This is a genomic window from Actinacidiphila alni (genome assembly GCF_900112845.1).
Lineage (GTDB): Bacteria > Actinomycetota > Actinomycetes > Streptomycetales > Streptomycetaceae > Actinacidiphila > Actinacidiphila alni.
Genome location: NZ_FONG01000024.1, coordinates 52,283 through 70,472, shown reverse-complemented (window position 1 = coordinate 70,472; position 18,190 = coordinate 52,283). Strand labels below are relative to the sequence as shown.

The 18,190-nt window shown below is 72.9% G+C and carries 19 protein-coding genes; 10 read left to right on the top strand and 9 right to left on the bottom strand.

Annotated elements, in window-relative coordinates:
- Nucleotides 1–42: 42 nt before the first annotated feature.
- Entirely contained in the window at nucleotides 43–906 is an 864-nt protein-coding gene (locus BM076_RS30160) for a GNAT family N-acetyltransferase (protein WP_093716909.1), read from the bottom strand.
- A gap of 102 nt (nucleotides 907–1,008) precedes the next feature.
- Between BM076_RS30160 and BM076_RS30155 the strand changes: the two genes are divergently transcribed.
- From BM076_RS30155 to BM076_RS30145, 3 genes are all read left to right on the top strand, one after another.
- Nucleotides 1,009–1,461, top strand: a complete 453-nt coding sequence (locus BM076_RS30155; RefSeq protein ID WP_093716908.1) for a helix-turn-helix domain-containing protein — start codon at nucleotides 1,009–1,011, stop codon at nucleotides 1,459–1,461.
- Complete coding sequence (locus BM076_RS30150; RefSeq protein WP_093716907.1) at nucleotides 1,458–2,021, top strand: hypothetical protein; 564 nt, start codon at nucleotides 1,458–1,460, stop codon at nucleotides 2,019–2,021. Before BM076_RS30155 ends, BM076_RS30150 begins: the two co-directional genes overlap by 4 nt.
- A 118-nt stretch (nucleotides 2,022–2,139) precedes the next feature.
- Nucleotides 2,140–2,493 carry a DUF2516 family protein gene (locus tag BM076_RS30145; RefSeq protein ID WP_093716969.1) on the top strand — a complete coding sequence of 118 codons (354 nt, stop codon included), beginning with the start codon at nucleotides 2,140–2,142 and terminating at the stop codon, nucleotides 2,491–2,493.
- A gap of 26 nt (nucleotides 2,494–2,519) precedes the next feature.
- On the opposite strand, the gene BM076_RS30140 is transcribed toward BM076_RS30145, so the two are convergent.
- Nucleotides 2,520–3,872, bottom strand: coding sequence for a SpoIIE family protein phosphatase (locus BM076_RS30140; protein WP_093716906.1), 1,353 nt, complete (start codon nucleotides 3,870–3,872; stop codon nucleotides 2,520–2,522).
- 481 nt (nucleotides 3,873–4,353) lie between these two features.
- A complete protein-coding gene (locus BM076_RS30135; protein ID WP_093716905.1) occupies nucleotides 4,354–5,151 on the bottom strand; it encodes a class I SAM-dependent methyltransferase in 798 nt (265 codons plus the stop codon).
- A gap of 232 nt (nucleotides 5,152–5,383) precedes the next feature.
- Between BM076_RS30135 and mshA the strand changes: the two genes are divergently transcribed.
- Both mshA and BM076_RS30125 read left to right on the top strand, forming a co-directional pair.
- Nucleotides 5,384–6,703, top strand: coding sequence for a D-inositol-3-phosphate glycosyltransferase (mshA, locus tag BM076_RS30130; RefSeq protein ID WP_407640735.1), 1,320 nt, complete (start codon nucleotides 5,384–5,386; stop codon nucleotides 6,701–6,703).
- Nucleotides 6,704–6,713: 10 nt separating this feature from the next.
- The gene (locus tag BM076_RS30125) at nucleotides 6,714–7,265 is read left to right on the top strand and encodes a type III secretion system chaperone family protein (RefSeq protein ID WP_245796531.1); all 552 of its coding nucleotides are present in this window, start codon (nucleotides 6,714–6,716) and stop codon (nucleotides 7,263–7,265) included.
- 30 nt (nucleotides 7,266–7,295) lie between these two features.
- On the opposite strand, the gene BM076_RS30120 is transcribed toward BM076_RS30125, so the two are convergent.
- A complete protein-coding gene (locus tag BM076_RS30120; protein WP_093716902.1) occupies nucleotides 7,296–8,594 on the bottom strand; it encodes an MDR family MFS transporter in 1,299 nt (432 codons plus the stop codon).
- 103 nt (nucleotides 8,595–8,697) lie between these two features.
- Between BM076_RS30120 and BM076_RS30115 the strand changes: the two genes are divergently transcribed.
- Nucleotides 8,698–9,456, top strand: a complete 759-nt coding sequence (locus tag BM076_RS30115) for a phosphoglyceromutase (RefSeq protein WP_093716901.1) — start codon at nucleotides 8,698–8,700, stop codon at nucleotides 9,454–9,456.
- Nucleotides 9,457–9,526: 70 nt separating this feature from the next.
- Here BM076_RS30115 and BM076_RS30110 read toward each other — a convergent pair whose 3' ends face one another.
- Nucleotides 9,527–10,573: an NAD(P)-dependent alcohol dehydrogenase gene (locus BM076_RS30110; RefSeq protein ID WP_093716900.1), complete on the bottom strand. Its 1,047-nt coding sequence runs from the start codon at nucleotides 10,571–10,573 to the stop codon at nucleotides 9,527–9,529.
- Between the two features lie 138 nt (nucleotides 10,574–10,711).
- Between BM076_RS30110 and BM076_RS30105 the strand changes: the two genes are divergently transcribed.
- Nucleotides 10,712–11,533 (top strand): helix-turn-helix transcriptional regulator, encoded by an 822-nt coding sequence (locus BM076_RS30105; RefSeq protein ID WP_093716899.1) that lies wholly within the window; start codon nucleotides 10,712–10,714, stop codon nucleotides 11,531–11,533.
- A 12-nt stretch (nucleotides 11,534–11,545) separates the two neighbouring features.
- Here the strand turns inward: BM076_RS30105 and BM076_RS30100 are convergent, their stop codons facing one another.
- A complete protein-coding gene (locus tag BM076_RS30100; RefSeq protein WP_093716898.1) occupies nucleotides 11,546–12,547 on the bottom strand; it encodes a helix-turn-helix transcriptional regulator in 1,002 nt (333 codons plus the stop codon).
- Between the two features lie 105 nt (nucleotides 12,548–12,652).
- Here BM076_RS30100 and BM076_RS30095 point away from each other — a divergent pair, with 105 nt between their 5' ends.
- The gene (locus BM076_RS30095) at nucleotides 12,653–13,120 is read left to right on the top strand and encodes a VOC family protein (RefSeq protein WP_093716897.1); all 468 of its coding nucleotides are present in this window, start codon (nucleotides 12,653–12,655) and stop codon (nucleotides 13,118–13,120) included.
- Here the strand turns inward: BM076_RS30095 and BM076_RS36860 are convergent.
- The 3 genes from BM076_RS36860 to phoU all read right to left on the bottom strand — a co-directional run bounded on the left by BM076_RS36860 (nucleotide 13,104) and on the right by phoU (nucleotide 15,880).
- Nucleotides 13,104–14,663 carry a hypothetical protein gene (locus BM076_RS36860; RefSeq protein ID WP_093716896.1) on the bottom strand — a complete coding sequence of 520 codons (1,560 nt, stop codon included), beginning with the start codon at nucleotides 14,661–14,663 and terminating at the stop codon, nucleotides 13,104–13,106. The genes BM076_RS30095 and BM076_RS36860 overlap by 17 nt on opposite strands.
- 203 nt (nucleotides 14,664–14,866) lie before the next feature.
- On the bottom strand, nucleotides 14,867–15,040 hold the full coding sequence (locus BM076_RS36855) for a hypothetical protein (RefSeq protein WP_177246682.1): 174 nt from the start codon (nucleotides 15,038–15,040) through the stop codon (nucleotides 14,867–14,869).
- Nucleotides 15,041–15,193: 153 nt separating this feature from the next.
- Nucleotides 15,194–15,880 (bottom strand): phosphate signaling complex protein PhoU, encoded by a 687-nt coding sequence (gene phoU, locus BM076_RS30085; RefSeq protein WP_093716895.1) that lies wholly within the window; start codon nucleotides 15,878–15,880, stop codon nucleotides 15,194–15,196.
- A 182-nt stretch (nucleotides 15,881–16,062) separates the two neighbouring features.
- Between phoU and BM076_RS30080 the strand changes: the two genes are divergently transcribed.
- Together BM076_RS30080 and BM076_RS30075 are read left to right on the top strand one after the other, a co-directional pair.
- Nucleotides 16,063–17,448, top strand: a complete 1,386-nt coding sequence (locus tag BM076_RS30080) for a sensor histidine kinase (RefSeq protein WP_093716894.1) — start codon at nucleotides 16,063–16,065, stop codon at nucleotides 17,446–17,448.
- Entirely contained in the window at nucleotides 17,445–18,125 is a 681-nt protein-coding gene (locus BM076_RS30075; protein WP_093716893.1) for a response regulator transcription factor, read from the top strand. Before BM076_RS30080 ends, BM076_RS30075 begins: the two co-directional genes overlap by 4 nt.
- Nucleotides 18,126–18,190 lie beyond the last annotated feature (65 nt).

Genomic DNA, 18,190 nt, shown 5'->3' with positions numbered 1-18,190 from the left:
ATCCGGCTGAGGCGCCGGTCACGTCGGGGGCTCGGCCGCGCGTCACGGCGTGAACGCGTAGTGCGCGACATCCGTGAGCGGGACGAAGCCGAGCCGGCGGTAAAGGGCGTTGCTGGTGGCGTTCGCGGGGTCGGCGAAGAGCGCGACATCGGTGACGCCCGCGGCCAGGGCGGTACGGGCCACAGCGGCGGTGACGGCCGCCGCGTAACCGTGTCCGCGCAGGTGGGGCGGGGTGTAGACGGGGTCGATACGGACGTGGGCCGCGACCGGCGCGGTGGCCCCGGCGAGCGCGACGGGGGAGCCGTCCGGGGCCTGCCAGAAGGTGAAACGTTTGGCGGCGAAGCGCGTGCCGGCCCAGGTGGCGGCGGTCACGACGGTGGGATCGCCGACGGCCGCGGCGAAGTCCGCGCACCACGCGACGAGCCGGTCACGGTCCGCGCCGTCCGCGTGCCGGGCCCGTCCCGGCGGTGCGGGCCGCGGCTCGACGAGGCCGGCCAGCCGGTACAGCCGCAACCGGCCCCGGTATTCGGCCGTCGCCCCGGTCCGCCGCTCCCACGCCGTCGCGAACGCGGCCGCCGCCCCTTCGCCGGCACTGACCCCCGGCACGCGGTGCCCGGCCCCGGCCAGCCGTACGGCCAGCGCCTCCGCCTGTCCGGGGCTCACCGGAGTGAGCCCCAGCAGCCCCTCCCCGACCCGGACGAACGCCCCGCCGACCTCCCCGCCCTCCGCCAGCCACCCGAACCCGGCCCGCACCCGCCCCCGGCCCGTCCGTATCCCCGTCCGTATCCCCTCCGCGGCCGTCACCTGCATGGTGTGCAGCGCGGCCCGCGACCGCAGGAAGTCCCCGGCCCGCCCGAGAAACACGTCGACGTCGTCGGTCAGGTGCCAGCCGTCGGGGGAGCGCATGCCTCATGGTCCCGCGCGGGACCATGAGGCCCCGCGGTGACCGCTGACACAGTTGCAAGCACTCTGCTTGCAAAAGTTAGCGGGGTGGTGCACGGTGGAGGCATGGCTTCGCTGAAGGTGGGCAACGTCGGGGAGTATCTGCGGGAGCAGCGGCGCGGCGCGCGGCTGAGTCTGCGGCAGTTGGCGGAGGCGGCCGGTGTGTCGAATCCGTATCTGAGCCAGATCGAGCGCGGGCTGCGGAAGCCTAGTGCGGAGATCCTCCAGCAGCTGGCCAAGGCGTTGCGTATTTCGGCGGAGACGCTCTACGTGCAGGCGGGGATGCTCGACGCGCGGGAGCGGGACGAGCTGGAGGTACCGGCGGCGATCATGTCGGACCCGTCGATCGACGAGCGGCAGAAGCAGGCCCTCATCCGGATCTACGAGTCCTTCAGGAAAGAGAACGCCGCCGCCGAGGCCGCGAAGGCGGCCGAGGGCACGAAGGACACGGAAGAAGAGACGCAGAACGTCGAGGCGGATTCGTCTCCGACGCTCGTACGGGAGGAATCCGAGGCATGACCATCACCGACGACATTGTGAAGAGCCTGCGCAACCCGACCCCGCTGTACGCGGTCGCCGGTACGGCGGACCTGGCGGCGGAGAAGCTGCGGGAGGTGCCCGCGCTGCTGGAGAAGCTGCGGGAGCAGGCGCCGGAGCGGTTCGAGAAGATCCGCGGCACCGACCCGAAGGACGTGCAGCAGCGGGTCACCGCGCAGGCGAAGGACGCGTCGAGCAAGGCGCAGACGAAGTTCAACGAGACGATCACCGGCATCGACCTCGACCTGAAGAAGATCGGCGGATCGGTGCAGGACCTGGCGCTGCAGGGCGTCGGCCGCGCCGCCGAGTACGCGGTCAAGGCGCGCGAGACGTACGACGAGCTGGCCGTACGCGGCAAGGGCGCCGTCGCCCACTGGCGCGGCGAGGCGGCCGACGAGGTCGTGGAGATCGCCGCGGCCGTCGAGCCGGAGCCCGTGCCCGCGCCCGAGGCCGCGCCGGAAGCCAAGGCCGGGGCAGTGAAGAAGCCGGCCGCCCGCAAGAGCGCGCCGCGCAAGAAGGCGACGGACGCGTCCGCCGAGTGAGGTGCGAAGCGGTCACGGGCCGGGCACGCTTTGCGCGCCCGGCCCGTTGTCCTGACGGGACCGGTACCGTGGGCGCTAGGGCCGACGGTCGGTCGACAGCGACAAGGCGGTGGACGGCGTGCTGATCACGGGGTTCTTCGGAGTGCTCGCCCTGGTGTCGTGGGCGCTCTTCATCTTCGCGGCCTTCGCCTTCGTGGACGCGGCGTTCCGCCGCGAGGACGCGTATCGCGCCGCCGACAAGAACACCAAGCCGTTCTGGCTGATCATCCTCGGCATCGCGGCCGTGGTGATGAAGCTCTTCTCGATCATGTCGTTCCTGCCGGTCATCGGCCTGGTCGCGGTGATCGTGTACATGGTGGACGTACGGCCCGCCGTCCGCGCGGTCAGCGGTTCCCGCCGCGGCGGCCCGCGCAGCCTGCGCCGCCGCCGGGGCAGCAGCAGCGACGGCCCCTACGGCCCGTACAACGGCTGAGGCGCGTATTCCGTACCGGCAGACCGTCAGATTCGCTTCGGTCGTTCCAGCAGCACCACGGCGACGTCGTCCGTGAGTTCGCCGCCGTTGAGGCCGCGTGCCTCGGCGAGGGCCGCGTCGAGGAGTTCCTCGCCGCGCAGGCCCTCGGCCAGCAGCCGGGCGGCCATCGCGACCATGCCGTCCTGGCCGAGCCGCTGTGTGCCCTGGCCGATCCGGCCCTCGATGAGGCCGTCGGTGTAGAGCATCAGGCTCCACTCGCCGCGCAGCCGTACCGGTATCCGCTGCCAGCGCGCGTCCGGCAGCAGCCCGAGCGCCGGGCCGCCCTCCGTGTACGGCAGGACGTCGGGGGCGCTGCCCGGGGTGGCCAGCAGCGGCGCCGGGTGCCCGGCCAGATGCAGGTCGGCGCTGCGCGCGTCCGGCGCTATGTCGATGGTGCAGAGCGTCGCGAAGATCTCCTCGTCGGACCGCTCGTGCTCCAGCACCTGCTGGAGCGTCCGCAGGAGGGTGTCGCCGCCGAGCCCGGCGAAGGTCAACGCCCGCCAGGCGATCCGCAGTTGGACACCGAGGGCGGCGGCGTCCGGGCCGTGGCCGCAGACGTCGCCGATCATCGCGTGCACGGTGCCGTCCGGCGCGCGGACGGTGTCGTAGAAGTCGCCGCCGAGCAGCGCGCGGCTGCGGCCCGGCCGGTAACGGGCCGCGAAGCGCAGGCTCGCGCCGCCCAGCAGCGGCGTCGGCAGCAGGCCGCGTTCCAGCCGCGAATTCTCCTGGGCGAGCAGCCGCGTCTCGGTGAGCTGCCGCTGCGCGAGGTCGGCGCGCTTGCGCTCGACGGCGTAGCGGACGGCCCGCGTGACGGTGGCGGCGTCCACCTCGTGCCGCGCCAAGTGGTCCTGGGCGCCGACGCGTACGGCCTCGGCGGCGCGCCCGTCGTCCGCGCCGTCGGTCAGGACCAGGACGGCCGTGCCGGGCGCCAGCCGCAGCACCTGCCGCAGACCGTCCAGGACGTCGGGCAGGTCGAGCAGGATGCAGTGCACGTCGTCGGTGAGGAGGCGGCCGGCGGCGGTGAGGTTGCGGGCCCGCAGGACGCGGATCCGCGGGCCGCCGTTCTCCTGGAACCACGGCGCCGTGAAGGCGTCCGTCGGGTCGTCGCCGACCACCAGCAGCGTGAAAATCGGCGGGCCCGACGGGTCCTGCCGCTGCCGCGGCAGCGGCAGGGGAGCGGCGCCTGCCGCGGGCTCCGCGCTCGATTCGGGTGCGGATACGGGTGCGGCTTCCGGCTCGGGTGCCGGGTCCGGCGTGGGTACGGCGACGGGGCCCTCGGCCCCGCGCGTCACGTCGTCGGTGGCTGAGGGCCGATCGGTGCCGCGCTGGGCTGCGGACATCAAGCGACTCCTTCCCTCCCCCGAGGGCCTCCGGAGACCCTAGTGGCTCCGGGGGGCGGGACGGGAGTGCGAAAAGTAAACCGTCAGCGTCATATGCGGGGGTCAGAAGGGGATTTCGCGGGCGATGTGTTGATCCGCACATGACCAAGGTCACCCCTGCGGGGTGCCCGAGCCTCCAAGGGCGCGCCCTTGGTACCCGCACTGTGCGGAGGACGTTCCTCTCCTGCGGAGTGCGGTTCGTTAGGGGCGCGGGGAACTGCGCGCCCAGCCCGCGCGGGCCTTCGGACAAAAAGCCGCCCCCAGCGGGGCAGACGCTGTTGTTTTGCGACCACCGGGCCGGTGGGGGCTGAGCGCGCAGTTCCCCGCGCCCCTGAGGGGTTGCCCCCTTCCGCAAGGTGCGGGCAGCGGGCCGTGCCCCCAAAAGACCTCGCTCGCCGTCGGGCGAGAAGGAACCGCACTCCGCGGGAGATCAGGCACTGTCCTACGAGAGGGAAGGGGCGAGGGAAGCCCAGGGCACCGTGACTTCGCCTTGGCGCCAGCGAGCGGGCCCGTCGAGAAGGGGCCAACCGTCCTCCCGGAGGGAAAGAGCGGCCCGCGCCCAGCGCTGACGCGCGCCGAGGTCAGAGAGCGGAGCGGCCGAAGCCCAGGCCCGGTCGAAAGCGGTGAGGAAGGAGTGCACGGCCTCACCGGGAACGTTGCGGTGGATGAGCGCCTTCGGCAGGCGCTCGGCGAGGTCCGAGGGCCGCCCCAGCGATCCGAGCCGGGTCGCGAAGGTGACCGAGCGCGGCCCCTCGGGGCCGAGCGCGACCCAGACGTGCCGCCGCCCGATCTCGTCGCAGGTGCCCTCGACCAGGAGTCCACCCGGCGCGAGCCGCCCGCACAGCCGGGCCCAGACGCCGGCGACGGCGCCCTCCTCGTACTGCCGCAGGACGTTCGCCGCGCGAATGAGCATGGGGCGGCGTCCGCCGGGCAGAGGTACCTCGAAACCGCCGTGCGCGAAGCTCAGCCCGGGCCGTTCGTACGGTCGCGCCGCGGCCACCCGGGCCGGGTCGATCTCGACGCCGACGACCTCGGCGTCAGGCCGTACCGCGCGCAGCCGCCCGAGCAGCTCGACCGCCGTCCAGGGCGCGGCGCCGTACCCGAGGTCCACCACCACCGGATCCGCGGTACGCCGCAGCTCCGCCTCCATGGCGGCCGCGATCCACCGGTCCATCCGCCGCAACCGGTTCGGATTGGTGGTGCCCCGCGTCACCGCCCCGACCACCCGCGCGCCGCCCATGCCACGACCCTAATCGCCCCGGGTGCGGCCCGGTGCGACACGCTCCCGCCCGGAGGGCGGAGGTCACGCTTCGGCAACGTGCACGCAGCACGGAAATGGAACGGCCTGTTCCGGTGTTGTGCGTGGTTGACCGCGGGGGTACGGCCTTGGGAAGGATCGCATGGTGACCCAGCACTCGTCGTCCCGGCTCGGCACGCTCCGCGGCGGTACGCAGAAGCAGGCGCAGCGGCACATGCATGTGCCGGCGCTGCCGAAGCGGGGCGGGCGGTGGGCCGGGAACCGCAGGATGCGGCGGGTCGCCATGCTGAGCGTGCACACTTCACCGCTGCACCAGCCCGGTACGGGCGACGCCGGTGGCATGAACGTCTACATCGTCGAGCTGGCCAAGCGCCTGGCGGAGCTGAACGTCGAGGTCGAGATCTTCACGCGGGCGACGACCGGCGCGCTGCCGCCCGCGGTGGAGCTGGCGCCCGGTGTGCTGGTGCGACACGTGGACGCGGGCCCGTACGAGGGGCTGGCCAAGGAGGAGCTGCCCGCGCAGCTGTGCGCCTTCACGCACGGCGTGATGCAGGCGTGGGCCGGCCACCGACCCGGCTACTACGACCTGGTGCACTCCCACTACTGGCTGTCCGGGCACGTCGGCTGGCTGGCCGCCCAGCGCTGGGGCGTGCCGCTGGTGCACGCCATGCACACCATGGCCAAGGTCAAGAACGCGGCGCTCGCCGAGGACGACTGCCCCGAGCCCGCGGCCCGCGTGATCGGCGAGACGCAGGTCGTCGCCGCGGCCGACCGCCTGATCGCGAACACCGCCGAGGAGGCGGACGAGCTGGTCAGGCACTACGAGGCCGCCGTCTCGAAGGTCGCCGTCGTGCACCCGGGCGTCAATCTGGACCGTTTCCGGCCGGAGCCGGGCCGGGCGGCGGCCCGGGCCCGGCTGGGCCTGCCGCAGGACGCGGTGGTGCCGCTGTTCGCGGGCCGGATACAGCCGCTGAAGGCCCCCGACGTGCTGATCCGCGCGGTCGCGGTGCTGCTGGAGGAGGACCCGGGGCTGCGCGACCGCCTGGTGGTGCCGGTGGTCGGCGGCCCGAGCGGCAGCGGCCTGGCCAAGCCGGAGGCGCTGCACAAACTGGCCGCGCGCCTGGGCGTCTGCGACGTCGTACGGTTCCAGCCGCCGGTGGACCAGGAGCGGCTCGCGGACTGGTACCGGGCGGCGACCGTCCTGGTCATGCCGTCCTACAGCGAGTCCTTCGGCCTGGTCGCGATCGAGGCGCAGGCGTGCGGCACCCCGGTGATCGCGGCGGCCGTCGGCGGTCTGCCGGTCGCGGTGGCCGACGACCGCACCGGTTTCCTCGTCCCCGGGCACGACCCGCGGGACTACGCGCGGGTGCTGCGCCGCTTCGTCGACCACCCGGCGCTCGGCGAGACGCTGGGCCGGGCCGCGGCCCGGCACGCGCGCGAATTCGGCTGGGGGAAGGCCGCGGCCGACACGACCGAGGTGTACGCGGCGGCGCAGGCCGACCACCGCCGTCACCTACGATCGGCGCATGGCTGAGGAGACACGCATGGACGCCGCCGAGGGCACTGAGGGCGATGGGGGCCCGCCGCGCGAGCGCGCCGCCCGGGCCCTCGAACAGGCGCTGCGCGAGGCCGAGTTGCCGTGGGAGTCGGCGCGGCCCGACACGTATGTCGTCCAACTCCCCGGCACCCGCAAGCTCTCCACCACCTGCTCGTTCCTGATCGGCGCGCACACCCTGTCGCTGAACGCCTTCGTCGTCCGCCACCCGGACGAGAACCAGGAGGCGTTCTACCGCTGGCTGCTGGAGCGCAACCTCAAGCTGTACGGGGTGAGTTACGCGATCGACCGGCACGGTGACGTCTATCTCACCGGGCGGCTGCCGCTGGCCTCCGTCACGCCGGCGGAGGTGGACCGGCTGCTCGGCGCCGTCGTGGAGAACGCGGACGGCTCCTTCAACACCCTGCTGGAGCTGGGCTTCGCCACGTCGATCCGCAAGGAGTACGCCTGGCGGGTGTCGCGGGGCGAGTCCACCCGGAATCTGGACGCGTTCACCCATCTGACCGGCGGCCGGCCGGACAGCCCGAGCGGCCGGTCGTAACAAGCCCCGCACCGCAGCTCGGGTTGCGGCTCAGCCGCTGACCGGCTCCTGGGGCTTGTCCCGCTGCGGTTCGGCCGTGACGATCACGTCCGTCGCGGCGGCCGGGCGGCGGCCGCGCAGCAGCAGGTAGTAGCCCGCGCCCGCCGCCGTACCGACGACGGCGCAGCCGAACCAGACGGCGCCGCGGCCGAGTTGGTCCAGGGTGACGCCGCCGGCCAGCGGGCCCGCGAAGGCCGCCGCCGACCAGGACAGGGTGTACATGCCCTGGTAGCGGCCGCGCGCGGTGGCCGGGGCGATGTCGGCGACCACCGACATCGAGGCGGGGGCGTGCACGATCTCGCCGAGCGTCCACACGACGACGGTCAGCGCGTAGAAGCCGACCGAGCCCGCGAGGACGGTCAGGCCGAAGCCCCACGCCATCAGCAGCGAACCGACGCCCAGCAGGCCCGCGTTGCCGTACCGCCGGACCATCCGGGTCACCGGGATCTGGAGGACGACGATCACCAGGCCGTTGATCGCGGCGACCAGCCCGAACTGCCGTGCCGACAGGCCGTGCGCGCCCATGTCCACGGCGAGGGTGGAGTTGGCCTGCTGCATCACCGAGCCGAGCAGGAAGGTGAGGCCGACCAGGGCCATGAAGCGCTGGTCGCGCAGGACGTCGGCGAGGCGGACGCCCGTGTCCGCGCTCTTCCCCGTCGGGGCGGGCCCGGCGCCCGCCGCCGGTGTGACCGCGTCCGTCACCGGCAGCGTCTCCTGCGCCTTCACGTAGACGACCACCGCGCACAGCACGGTGGACAGCGCGTCGATGAGGAACAGCCACAGATAGCCCTCGGCGGCGATGAAGCCCGCGGCGGCGGCCGAGACGCCGAAACCGATGTTGATCGCCCAGTAGTTGAGCGAGAACGCCCGCACCCGGTCCTCCGGGCGTACGAGGTCGGCGATCATCGCGGACAGCGCGGGCCGGGACGCGTTGCTGGTCAGGCCGACCAGGGCGGCGACGGCGGCGATCGCCAGCGGATCCACCACCAGGCCGAGCACCGCGGTGGTGACGGCCGCGCCGAGCTGTGTGACCAGCAGGGTGGGGCGGCGGCCGATCCGGTCGGCCAGCACCCCGCCGACCACCGCGCCGGCCGCGCCGCCGAGCCCGTACAGCGCGGCGACCAGGCCCGCGTACGAGGCGGAGTAGCCGCGCTGCACCGTCAGATAGAGGGCGAGGAAGGTCACCACGAAGCCGCCGAGGCGGTTCACCAGGGTGCTGGTCCACAGCCACCAGAACTGGCGCGGCAGACCGCTCACCGTCTCCCGTACCGCCCGCCCGACCGCCGTCACGGCGCCCTCCCCGAGTCGTCACCACTGTAATAGGCATAGCGCCGAGGCGATTCTTACAGAGGCCGGTCGGGTGGCGCCAGGGCATTTCTATTAGGCTCGCCCCATGGCTGCTGCTCCGTACCGACTGATCCTGCTCCGCCACGGCGAGAGCGAGTGGAACGCGAAGAACCTGTTCACCGGCTGGGTGGACGTCAATCTCAACGACAAGGGCGAGAAGGAGGCGGTCCGGGGCGGCGAGCTGCTCAAGGACGCCGGACTCCTGCCCGACGTGGTGCACACCTCCCTGCAGAAGCGCGCGATCCGCACCGCGCAGCTCTCCCTGGAGGCCGCCGACCGCCACTGGATCCCCGTCCACCGCTCCTGGCGGCTCAACGAGCGGCACTACGGCGCGCTCCAGGGCAAGGACAAGGCCCAGACCCTCGCCGAATTCGGCGAGGAGCAGTTCATGCTCTGGCGCCGCTCCTACGACACCCCGCCGCCGCCCCTGGAGGACGGCGCCGAGTTCTCCCAGAGCGACGACCCGCGCTACGCCGCGATCCCGCCGGAGCTGCGCCCGCGCACCGAGTGCCTCAAGGACGTCGTCACCCGGATGCTCCCGTACTGGTACGACGGCATCGTCCCCGACCTGCTGGCCGGCCGCACCGTCCTGGTCGCCGCCCACGGCAACTCCCTGCGCGCCCTGGTCAAGCACCTCGACAACATCTCCGACGCCGACATCGCCGGCCTCAACATCCCCACGGGCATCCCCCTCAGCTACGAACTCGACGCCGACTTCCACCCCCTCACCCCCGGCGGCACCTACCTCGACCCGGCCGCCGCGGCGGCCGCGATCGAGGCGGTCAAGAACCAGGGCAAGAAGTAGTTCTCCCATAGGGCCAAGCCCCTGACCCGCGCACACGGTGCGGGTCAGGGGCTTTCGCGCGCAGGGGCCGTCAGCGCGCCATGTCGAGGACGAAGCGGTACTTCACGTCGTTCGCCGCGAGGCGGTCGAGCGCGGTGTTGACCTCCGTCGCGGGGAGGACCTCGACCGTCGCCGTGACGCCGTGGGCCCCGCAGAAGTCGAGCATCTCGCGGGTCGCCGCGATGCCGCCGCTGCCCGCGCCGGCGAGGCGCTTGCGGCCGAACACCAGGGCCATCGGGTCGAAGGGCATGTCCTGGACCATGCCGAGGGAGCACAGCGTCCGGTCGAAGCGGAGCGCGTGGAGGTACGGGGTCAGGTCGTGCGCCCGCGGGACCGTGTCGAGGATGAAGTCGAACCGGCCCCGCTGCTCGGCCATCGCCTCCGCGTCCGTGGACAGCACCACGTCGTCCGCGCCGAGCGCGCGCATGTCCGCGGCCTTGCCCGGCGAGGTGGTGAAACCCACGACCTCCGCGCCCAGCGCCTTGGCCAGCTTCACCGCCACGTGGCCGAGCCCGCCGAGGCCGATGATCCCCACCGTCCGCCCGGGGCCGGCCTCCCACTGCCTGAGCGGCACCCATGTGGTGATCCCCGCGCACATCAGCGGCGCGGTCCCGGCCGGGTCGAGCCCCTCGGGGCGCCGGTGGACGAACGCCTGGTCGGCCACGTACTCGTCGCTGAAGCCGCCCTGCGTCAGGCTCCCGTCGACCCGGTCGCGCCCGGCGTAGGTCAGGGTCGGGAACTGCTCGCAGAACTCCTGGTCGCCGCCCCGGCACGCCTCGCACACCCCGCACGAGTCCACGATGTTGCCCACGCACACCGGGTCGCCGGCCCGGAAGCCGGTGACCGCGGCGCCGACCGCCGTCACCTCGCCCACGATCTCGTGCCCGGGCACCAGCGGGAAGATCTCCGGCCGCTCCTGCCCCGGCTCGGGCCGTACGTGGTCCAGGTCGGTGAAGCACACACCCGCGTGCGTCACCCGCAGCGCGACATCGGTCGGCCGCAGGTCGCGGCGCTCGAAACGCCACGGCCGCAGGGCTTCCCCGGGCGCGTGGGCGGCCCAGCCGTTCACCGTACGCATCGATCGGTCCCCTTTCGTTCGGTACGCGGTCCAGGCTGTGCCGCGCGCACCGGCCCCGCCATCGGTGGCCGGAGCCTGGGAACCGCAGGGCCACCCTCGCCCGGTGCCGGAGGACCGGCGCGGACCTACCGTGGACGCATGGACGACGCCGCCTTCGCGCAGTTCCTCCGCGCCCGCCGGGCCCTGGTCCGCCCCGAGGACGTGGGGCTCGACGACGCCGCGGGCGACCACCGCAGGCGGGTGGCCGGGCTGCGCCGGGAAGAGCTGGCGCTGCTCGCCGGGGTCAGCGCCGACTACTACGTACGGCTGGAGCAGGGCCGCGGACACCGGCCGTCGGAGAGCGTCCTGGAGTCGCTGGCCCGGGCGCTGCGTCTGGACGAGCACCTCACCGAGCACCTGTACGCGCTGGCGCGGCCCGCGCCGACCGCCGCGCGCACCCGCGAGCAGGTGCCGGAGGCGGTGCAGGAACTGCTCGACGCCTGGACGATGACGCCGGCCTCGGTGACCAGCCGCCGGATGAACGTCGTCGCGTCCAACCCCCTGGCCTGCGAACTGGCCCCCTGCTACACACCCGGCACCAATCTGCTGCGGGCGATGTTCCTCGACCCCGAGACCCGGCACTCGCACGTGGACTGGCCCATCTCCGCGTCGGAGGTGGTGGCGAACTTCCGGGCGATGATCGGCACCGAGCGCGACGACCCCGCGCTGCGCGACCTCATCGGTGAACTGTCCTTGCGGAGCCAGGACTTCCGCGACCTGTGGGCCCGGCACGACGTGCACACCACCACGTCCGGCCTCAAGAGCTTCCGCCACCCCGAGGTCGGCGTCGTCAACCTCCGCTTCCACGCGATGCCGTTGGAGGACGGCCAGGTGCTGACCGTCCTCCACGCCAGGCCCGGCTCGCCGGACGAGCGGTCCCTGGCGCTGCTCACGTCGATGGCCGCGACGCGCGGCGACTGAACCGCCCGCGTACTACGTCGTTGGCAGCGGGCCCGGTGGGGATGCGGCGCTTGTGGTGAGGCGGGTGGCGAAGTCCCTTGTCAGGGTGCGGAGTTCTTGGGGGCGGGTGATCGTGAAGGGGCGGTCGAGGGCGGCGAGGAGGGGTGGGAGCCAGGTCAGGGAGTCGGCGCGGAGGTCGACGCGGGTCCATGGCGGGGTGTCGGGGTCGGGGGTCAGGGTGGCGACCGTGGGCGGGAAGCGGGTGCGGATGTGGGCGGGGGTGGCCCGGACGTGGAGGGTGACCTCGTGGCGGTAGGGGGCCGTGGCCAGGGACGTGACGACACGGGCGGCCGGGTCGAGGCCGGCCGGCGGGTCGAAGGTGCCGGGGGCGGGCCGGGCGGCGGCCACGCGGTCGAGGCGGAAAGTGCGGTCCTCGGCCTTGGCCGGGTCGAAACCGGTGACGTACCAGTGGCCGGCGTGGGCGACGATGCCGTACGGGTGCAGGGGGCGTTCGGTGCGGCGGCCGTGGCGGTCGGTGTAGCGGATGGTGAGCGGGCGGCGGTGGCGTACGGCGTCGGCGACGGTGAGCAGCACCTCGGCGTCGGGGTGCGGGAGGTCGTCGGCGGGTGAGGTGAAGGCCAGGGACTCCAGGAGGGCGTCCAGCCGGCGGGCCAGCCGTACGGGCAGCACACGGCGGATCTTGGCCGCCGCCGTCTCGCTCGCGGTCCCGGTCGGGGAGTCGGTCGCCGCGGTCAGGCCGGAGCGGCGGCCCGCGAGCAGGCCGAGGAGGACGGCGAGGGCCTCGTCGTCGCCGAGCATCAGCGGGGGCAGGCGGTAACCGGCGCCGAGCCGGTAGCCGCCGTACCGGCCGCGGACCGCCTCGACCGGGATGTCCAGGTCGACGAGCTGGTCGACGTAGCGCCGTACGGTCCTGCCGTCCACGCCGAGGCGTTCGGCCAGTTCCGCGATGGTGCGGACACCGCCGGACTGGAGCAGTTCCAGGAGGGTCAGGACGCGGCCGGTGGGTCGGGACATGCTCCGGAATCTAGCGCGGATAGTGGACCGGATCTGTCCACTATCCGTCCTACGGTGCGGAGTGTTCCACCGAACGGAACCGAACCGAACCACCGGGAGCACCTCATGGACCTCGTCTCGATCCGCGTCATCACCGGCGACATCGCCCGCCTCGTCGCCTTCTACGAGAAGGCCACCGGTCTGCGGGCCGCCTGGGCGACGGAGGACTTCGCCGAGATCGGCACCCCCGCGGCCACCCTCGCCATCGGCTCCACCCGTACCGTCCCGCTCTTCATCCCGGACGACCCCGGCTCCGTCCGCCCCGCCGCCAACCACAGCGTCATCGTCGAATTCCTGGTCGAGGACGTGGACCGGGTCCACGCGAACCTGGCGGACCACGGCGTTCACCTCGTCCAGGAACCCACCACCATGCCCTGGGGCAACCGCTCCCTCCTCGTCCGCGACCCCGACGGCACCCTCGTCAACTTCTTCACACCGGTCACCCCGGCGGCCCGCGCCAAATTCGCCGCCCGGTCAGAGGCCCGGTCAGCGGCCCGGTCGTCGGTCGAGCCGGCGGTCAGCGGCGCCTCCTGACCGAGGTGTACGCGACGGCCCCGCCCAGCGCCAGAGCCGCCACCGCAGCGGCGGCGATCAGCGCGACCGGCGGGGCGCCACTGGCGGCCAGCTCGCCGGCCGACGACCCCGGATCCGCGGCCGGGCCCGAGCCCGGGCCCGGGGACGAAGCCGGGGACGAGGACGAGGGCGACGACGAGGACCCCGAGGTCACGGTCACCGCGATCGGCGCCGTGTTGTTGGAGAGGTCCGGGTCGGTCGGGTGAGCGTGCGAATTCTCCCTCACCGTCACCGAGCCGGGCGCGACGTCCGCGGTGACGATCCTGAAGGTGAAGTCCAGGGTGTGCACGATGCCCGGCGCACCCGAGCCGTTCAGGAACGGGCACTGGTAGCGGCCCGGATGCTCGGGGTCGGGCTGCGAGCCGTCGTCGTCGAGCGTCGGGTCGCAGACGCGCGGGACGTCCACGGCCTCCGTCCCCTTCGGCACCGTCACGACGGCGTACATACCGGGCCCGTCGTCGGTGGCCGCGGGCCCGGCGTTGACGAAGGAGAACCGGGCCGTCAGCTTCGCCCCGACCGGCCCGGTCAGCCGCGCGCCCGTCGCCCGGAAGTCGGCGCCGGTCACCACGCGGACCTTGGTCCCGGTCCAGTACGGGTCGTGGTCGGCGGCCGGCGGCTCGCCGGGGCCGGGGGAGACGAGCGCGGTGACGCCGAAGGCCACCTCTTCGTTGAAGGAGTCGGCCCGGGTGGTGAACCGCACCGGCCGCACGGCGACGGTCTGCCCGGGAGCCACCGGTACGTCGTAGCGGCAGGTCAGCCGGTCCCGGCCGTACTGCGTGTCGTACGTGCAGGCCGGGTCCTTCACCAGCGACAACCGGGCGCTGGTGACCTGCACGGTCAGCAGGAAGGCGTCCGCGCCGACCAGCCCCTTGTCGGTCACGGCGACCGCGAGCGAACCGCCGCTGCCCGGCTTGACGCCGACCGGCCGGGGCGCGGCGGCCCGCAGGTCGGTGGACGTGCCGACCCGTACGCGCGTGCTCGCGGGCGTCGCCGGCACCCCGCCCCACGAACCGGTGTACGTGATCAGGCGGGCCGCGCCGCCCTGGAGATCAGGGGCCGCCGACGCGGTGAAGGTGACGGTGTCCGAGCCGTCCGCCTTCTTGTGCGGGACCGTGCACACATGGATGTCCTCGGTCGCGCCCCGCTCGCAGTCCGGGAACTGGAAGAAGTCGACGACGGCCGCCGCGCCCGAGGTGTCCACGGTGATCGTGCGCGGACCCGTCGGGTGCCCCGGCCGGTCCTTGCCGAAGCCGATCGTGATGGCGGTCCTGGCGGAATGCGTCACCATCGGCGGCAGCGTCACCGCGTCGGTGGCCTCGATCGCGACGGTGCCGGCCCCGGCTGCGGCCGGTGCTGTGACGGTCTCCGTCGCGGCGGCCGGTGCCGCCGGAGCGCCGAGCAGCAGCAGCGGTACGGCGAGGGCCGCGGCCGGCAGCCCGGCCCCCCGCCTCCTGCCGGACTTCCATCTGGTCGTGCGGCCGCCTGTGCGGTTGACGCTTGCCATGGGCAACGACACCCCTCCCCCTCGGAGCCGACCCGTGCGGTTGTGGAGAGCTAGACGGGCGGTGACGCACAAGGGTTGTAGAGGTGACGCACAGGAGTCGCAGAAGTAACGCTCACTGTCCGGCCCCGGCCCGGACACGCCGACGGCCCGCGCTCCCGGTGGGAACGCGGGCCGTCGGCGGAACGGACGGAGGGAAGGGGAGGTCAGCCGGTGCAGCCGCCGCACTGGCACGGAGCGCCGGACTGGCAGCCGCAGCCGCAGCCCGAACCGCAGCCGCACGCGGCGACCAGCGGCAGCGGGGTCCGCAGGGACTGCGGGGCGTGGTCGGTGGACGGCTCGTCGCGGACAGCGGTCGGCGTGGCGGGGGATTCCTGCATCAGTACACCCTCCTCGGGCTTGCCTGCCCTCCAGTGAACTGCCCTCCGGAGGCGCGCTTCAACAGCGCGCCCACGGCGCACAAGCGCACACCCACCGTCACCGAATGCCGCGCGCGCCCTCGTACCGGATCGCACCCCCGTAAGAGAACGGCCTTACGCGCCCTCGGCCACCGGCGGCGGGGAGGCCGGGGCGATCTCGTCGGCGTGCTCACCGGTCACGAGGTAGACGACGCGCTTGGCCACCGACACGGCGTGGTCGGCGAACCGCTCGTAGTAGCGGCCGACGAGGGTGACGTCCACGGCGGTCTCGATGCCGTGCTTCCAGCGGTCGTCGAGCAGGTGCTGGAAGAGCGTGCGGTGCAGCTCGTCCATGCGGTCGTCGTCCGCCTCCAGTTGCAGCGCGTCGTCGACGTCCTTGCTGATGATGACCTCGCCGGCCTTGGCGACCAGGCGCTGCGCGAGCTGGCCCATCTCCAGGATGGTGCTGTGCAGGTCGCGCGGCACGGCCGATTCCGGAAAGCGCAGGCGGGCGAGCTTGGCGACGTGCCGGGCGAGGTCGCCGGACCGCTCCAGGTCCGCGCTCATCCGCAGCGAGGTCACGACGATGCGCAGGTCGGTGGCGACCGGCTGCTGCCGGGCCAGCAGGGCGATCGCCCGGTTCTCCAGGTCCCGCTGGATCTCGTCGACCTTCTCGTCGGCGGCGATGACGCTCTCCGCGACATTGAGGTCCGCGTCGAGCAGCGCGGTGGTGGCCCGGCCGATCGCGGATCCGACGAGCCGGGCCATCTCGACCAGACCGTCACCGATCGAGTCCAGCTCCTCGTGGTATGCGTCGCGCATCGCTTTCCTTCCGTCCGAACAGAGGTTTCTCCTCCACGCTGCCACGCTGATGGCCGTACGCGTCCCGACCGCGCACCTGAAGTGAACCACTGCTCACGTGAAGGTGAACTCTTGGCAACGGGGATCCGAGAGCTCGCTCCCAGGGTTGTGGACCGCTCGATCGAGCCGCCTAACCTGGGGATATGAACGTGAACGCGGCAGTCGCCGCAGCCAGTGCGATCGCCGGTCTGCTGACCGGCGTGATCGCCGTGCTCGCGTTCCGCTGGAGCGAGCGGGAACAGGCCCGCCCGACCCGTACGGCCATGCGGCCCGACAATGTGACCGGCACACTGCCGCCGGGCGTGGACACCGTCCTGTCGGTCCTGCGCTCCTCCGCGGTCGTCCTGGACGAGGGCGACACCGTGGTCAAGGCCAGCTCGGCGGCGTACGCCCTCGGGCTGGTACGGGGCGGCCGGCTGGCCGTCGACCAGATGCTGCAGATGGCCCGCGAGACCCGGCGGGACGGGGAGATACGGCAGGTCGAACTGGACCTCCCGCGCCGGGGCGCGAGCCGCGGCGAGGGCCTGGCGGTCTCCGCCCGGGTCGCCCCGCTGGGCTCCCGGCTGGTGCTGCTGCTGGTCGAGGACCTGACAGAGGCCCGGCGGATCGAAGCGGTGCGACGCGACTTCGTGGCGAACGTCAGCCACGAACTGAAGACCCCCGTGGGGGCGCTCTCCCTGCTGTCGGAGGCCGTCATGGACGCCTCGGACGACCCCGAGGCGGTGCTCCGCTTCGCGGGCCGGATGCAGATCGAGGCCACCCGGCTGACCAGTCTGGTCCAGGAGATCATCGACCTCTCCCGGGTCCAGAACGACGACCTGCTCGACGACGCCGAGCCGGTCGCCGTGGACGACCTCGTCGCCGAGGCCGTCGACCGCTGCCGCCACCAGGCCAACACCAAACAGATCACCATGGCCACCGGAACCACCCCTGACCTGCACATATGGGGAAACCGGGGCCAGCTCGCCGCCGCCTTGGGCAATCTCGTGGAGAACGCCGTCAACTACAGTCCGGCCCGCACCCGGGTCGGCATAGCCGGGCGCAGGATCAACGCGCCCGGGGGCGACCTCATCGAGATCTCCGTCACCGACCAGGGCATCGGCATCTCCGAGAAGGACCGCGACCGGGTCTTCGAGCGCTTCTACCGGGTGGACCCGGCGCGCTCGCGGGCCACCGGCGGGACCGGGCTCGGGCTGTCCATCGTCAAGCACGTGGCCGCCTCGCACGGCGGGGAGGTCACCGTGTGGAGCGCCGAGGGTCAGGGCTCCACCTTCACCCTGCGGCTTCCCGAGGCCGGGATCGCCCGCGACCGCGCACTGCCGCCCGGCACCGATCCCGATGCCGAGGCGGACCTCGACCCCGACCTCGAACCCGACGCGGACCGCGACTCCGATTCCGAATCCGTGTCGGACCACCGCTCCGACAACGACTCCGACGCCGCGTCGATCGACGAGGTCGAGCGGCCGTCGGACGACAGGCTCTTCCGCTCTCTCCCCGAACACATCCCCGCCCCGGAGGTCCTTCCGTGACACGCGTACTCGTCGTCGAGGACGAAGAGTCCTTCAGCGACGCGCTGTCGTACATGCTCCGCAAGGAGGGCTTCGAGGTCGCCATCTCGGCGACCGGGCCCGACGCGCTGGACGAATTCGAGCGCAATGGCGCCGACCTGGTACTGCTCGACCTGATGCTGCCGGGCCTGCCCGGCACCGAGGTCTGCCGCCAGCTGCGGCTGAAGTCCAATGTCCCGGTCATCATGGTGACCGCCAAGGACAGCGAGATCGACAAGGTCGTCGGCCTGGAAATAGGCGCGGACGACTATGTGACCAAGCCGTTCTCCTCGCGGGAGCTGGTCGCCCGGATCCGCGCGGTGCTGCGGCGCCGCGGCGAGCCCGAGGAGATCTCGCCGGCCGCCCTGGAGGCCGGTCCGGTCCGGATGGACGTCGACCGGCACGTGGTCACCGTCTCCGGCGGCAAGGTGGACCTGCCGCTCAAGGAGTTCGACCTGCTGGAGATGCTGCTGCGCAACGCGGGCCGCGTGCTGACCCGTATGCAGCTCATCGACCGGGTCTGGGGCGCCGACTACGTCGGTGACACCAAGACCCTCGACGTGCACGTCAAGCGGCTGCGCGCCAAGATCGAGCCGGACCCGGGCGCCCCGCGCTACCTGGTGACGGTCCGCGGCCTGGGCTACAAGTTCGAGCCGTAAATCCCGCACGAGCCCGTACCGGCTCGTATACGTACGAAGGCCCGGTGACATGTCCGTCACCGGGC

What these genes read in the sequence shown, in the direction of transcription:
- BM076_RS30135 (WP_093716905.1), bottom strand. Translation starts at nt 5,151, where the DNA reads ATGGGCGGCGCGCGGGTGGTCGGGGCGGTGACGCGGGGCACCACCAAT.
- BM076_RS36860 (WP_093716896.1), bottom strand. Translation starts at nt 14,663, where the DNA reads ATGGCAAGCGTCAACCGCACAGGCGGCCGCACGACCAGATGGAAGTCC.
- BM076_RS30115 (WP_093716901.1), top strand. Translation starts at nt 8,698, where the DNA reads ATGGCTGCTGCTCCGTACCGACTGATCCTGCTCCGCCACGGCGAGAGC.
- BM076_RS30095 (WP_093716897.1), top strand. Translation starts at nt 12,653, where the DNA reads ATGGACCTCGTCTCGATCCGCGTCATCACCGGCGACATCGCCCGCCTC.
- BM076_RS30140 (WP_093716906.1), bottom strand. Translation starts at nt 3,872, where the DNA reads ATGTCCGCAGCCCAGCGCGGCACCGATCGGCCCTCAGCCACCGACGAC.
- BM076_RS30105 (WP_093716899.1), top strand. Translation starts at nt 10,712, where the DNA reads ATGGACGACGCCGCCTTCGCGCAGTTCCTCCGCGCCCGCCGGGCCCTG.
- BM076_RS30155 (WP_093716908.1), top strand. Translation starts at nt 1,009, where the DNA reads ATGGCTTCGCTGAAGGTGGGCAACGTCGGGGAGTATCTGCGGGAGCAG.
- BM076_RS30100 (WP_093716898.1), bottom strand. Translation starts at nt 12,547, where the DNA reads ATGTCCCGACCCACCGGCCGCGTCCTGACCCTCCTGGAACTGCTCCAG.
- BM076_RS30110 (WP_093716900.1), bottom strand. Translation starts at nt 10,573, where the DNA reads ATGCGTACGGTGAACGGCTGGGCCGCCCACGCGCCCGGGGAAGCCCTG.
- BM076_RS30080 (WP_093716894.1), top strand. Translation starts at nt 16,063, where the DNA reads ATGAACGTGAACGCGGCAGTCGCCGCAGCCAGTGCGATCGCCGGTCTG.
- phoU (WP_093716895.1), bottom strand. Translation starts at nt 15,880, where the DNA reads ATGCGCGACGCATACCACGAGGAGCTGGACTCGATCGGTGACGGTCTG.
- BM076_RS36855 (WP_177246682.1), bottom strand. Translation starts at nt 15,040, where the DNA reads ATGCAGGAATCCCCCGCCACGCCGACCGCTGTCCGCGACGAGCCGTCC.
- BM076_RS30160 (WP_093716909.1), bottom strand. Translation starts at nt 906, where the DNA reads ATGCGCTCCCCCGACGGCTGGCACCTGACCGACGACGTCGACGTGTTT.
- BM076_RS30125 (WP_245796531.1), top strand. Translation starts at nt 6,714, where the DNA reads ATGGACGCCGCCGAGGGCACTGAGGGCGATGGGGGCCCGCCGCGCGAG.
- mshA (WP_407640735.1), top strand. Translation starts at nt 5,384, where the DNA reads ATGCATGTGCCGGCGCTGCCGAAGCGGGGCGGGCGGTGGGCCGGGAAC.
- BM076_RS30150 (WP_093716907.1), top strand. Translation starts at nt 1,458, where the DNA reads ATGACCATCACCGACGACATTGTGAAGAGCCTGCGCAACCCGACCCCG.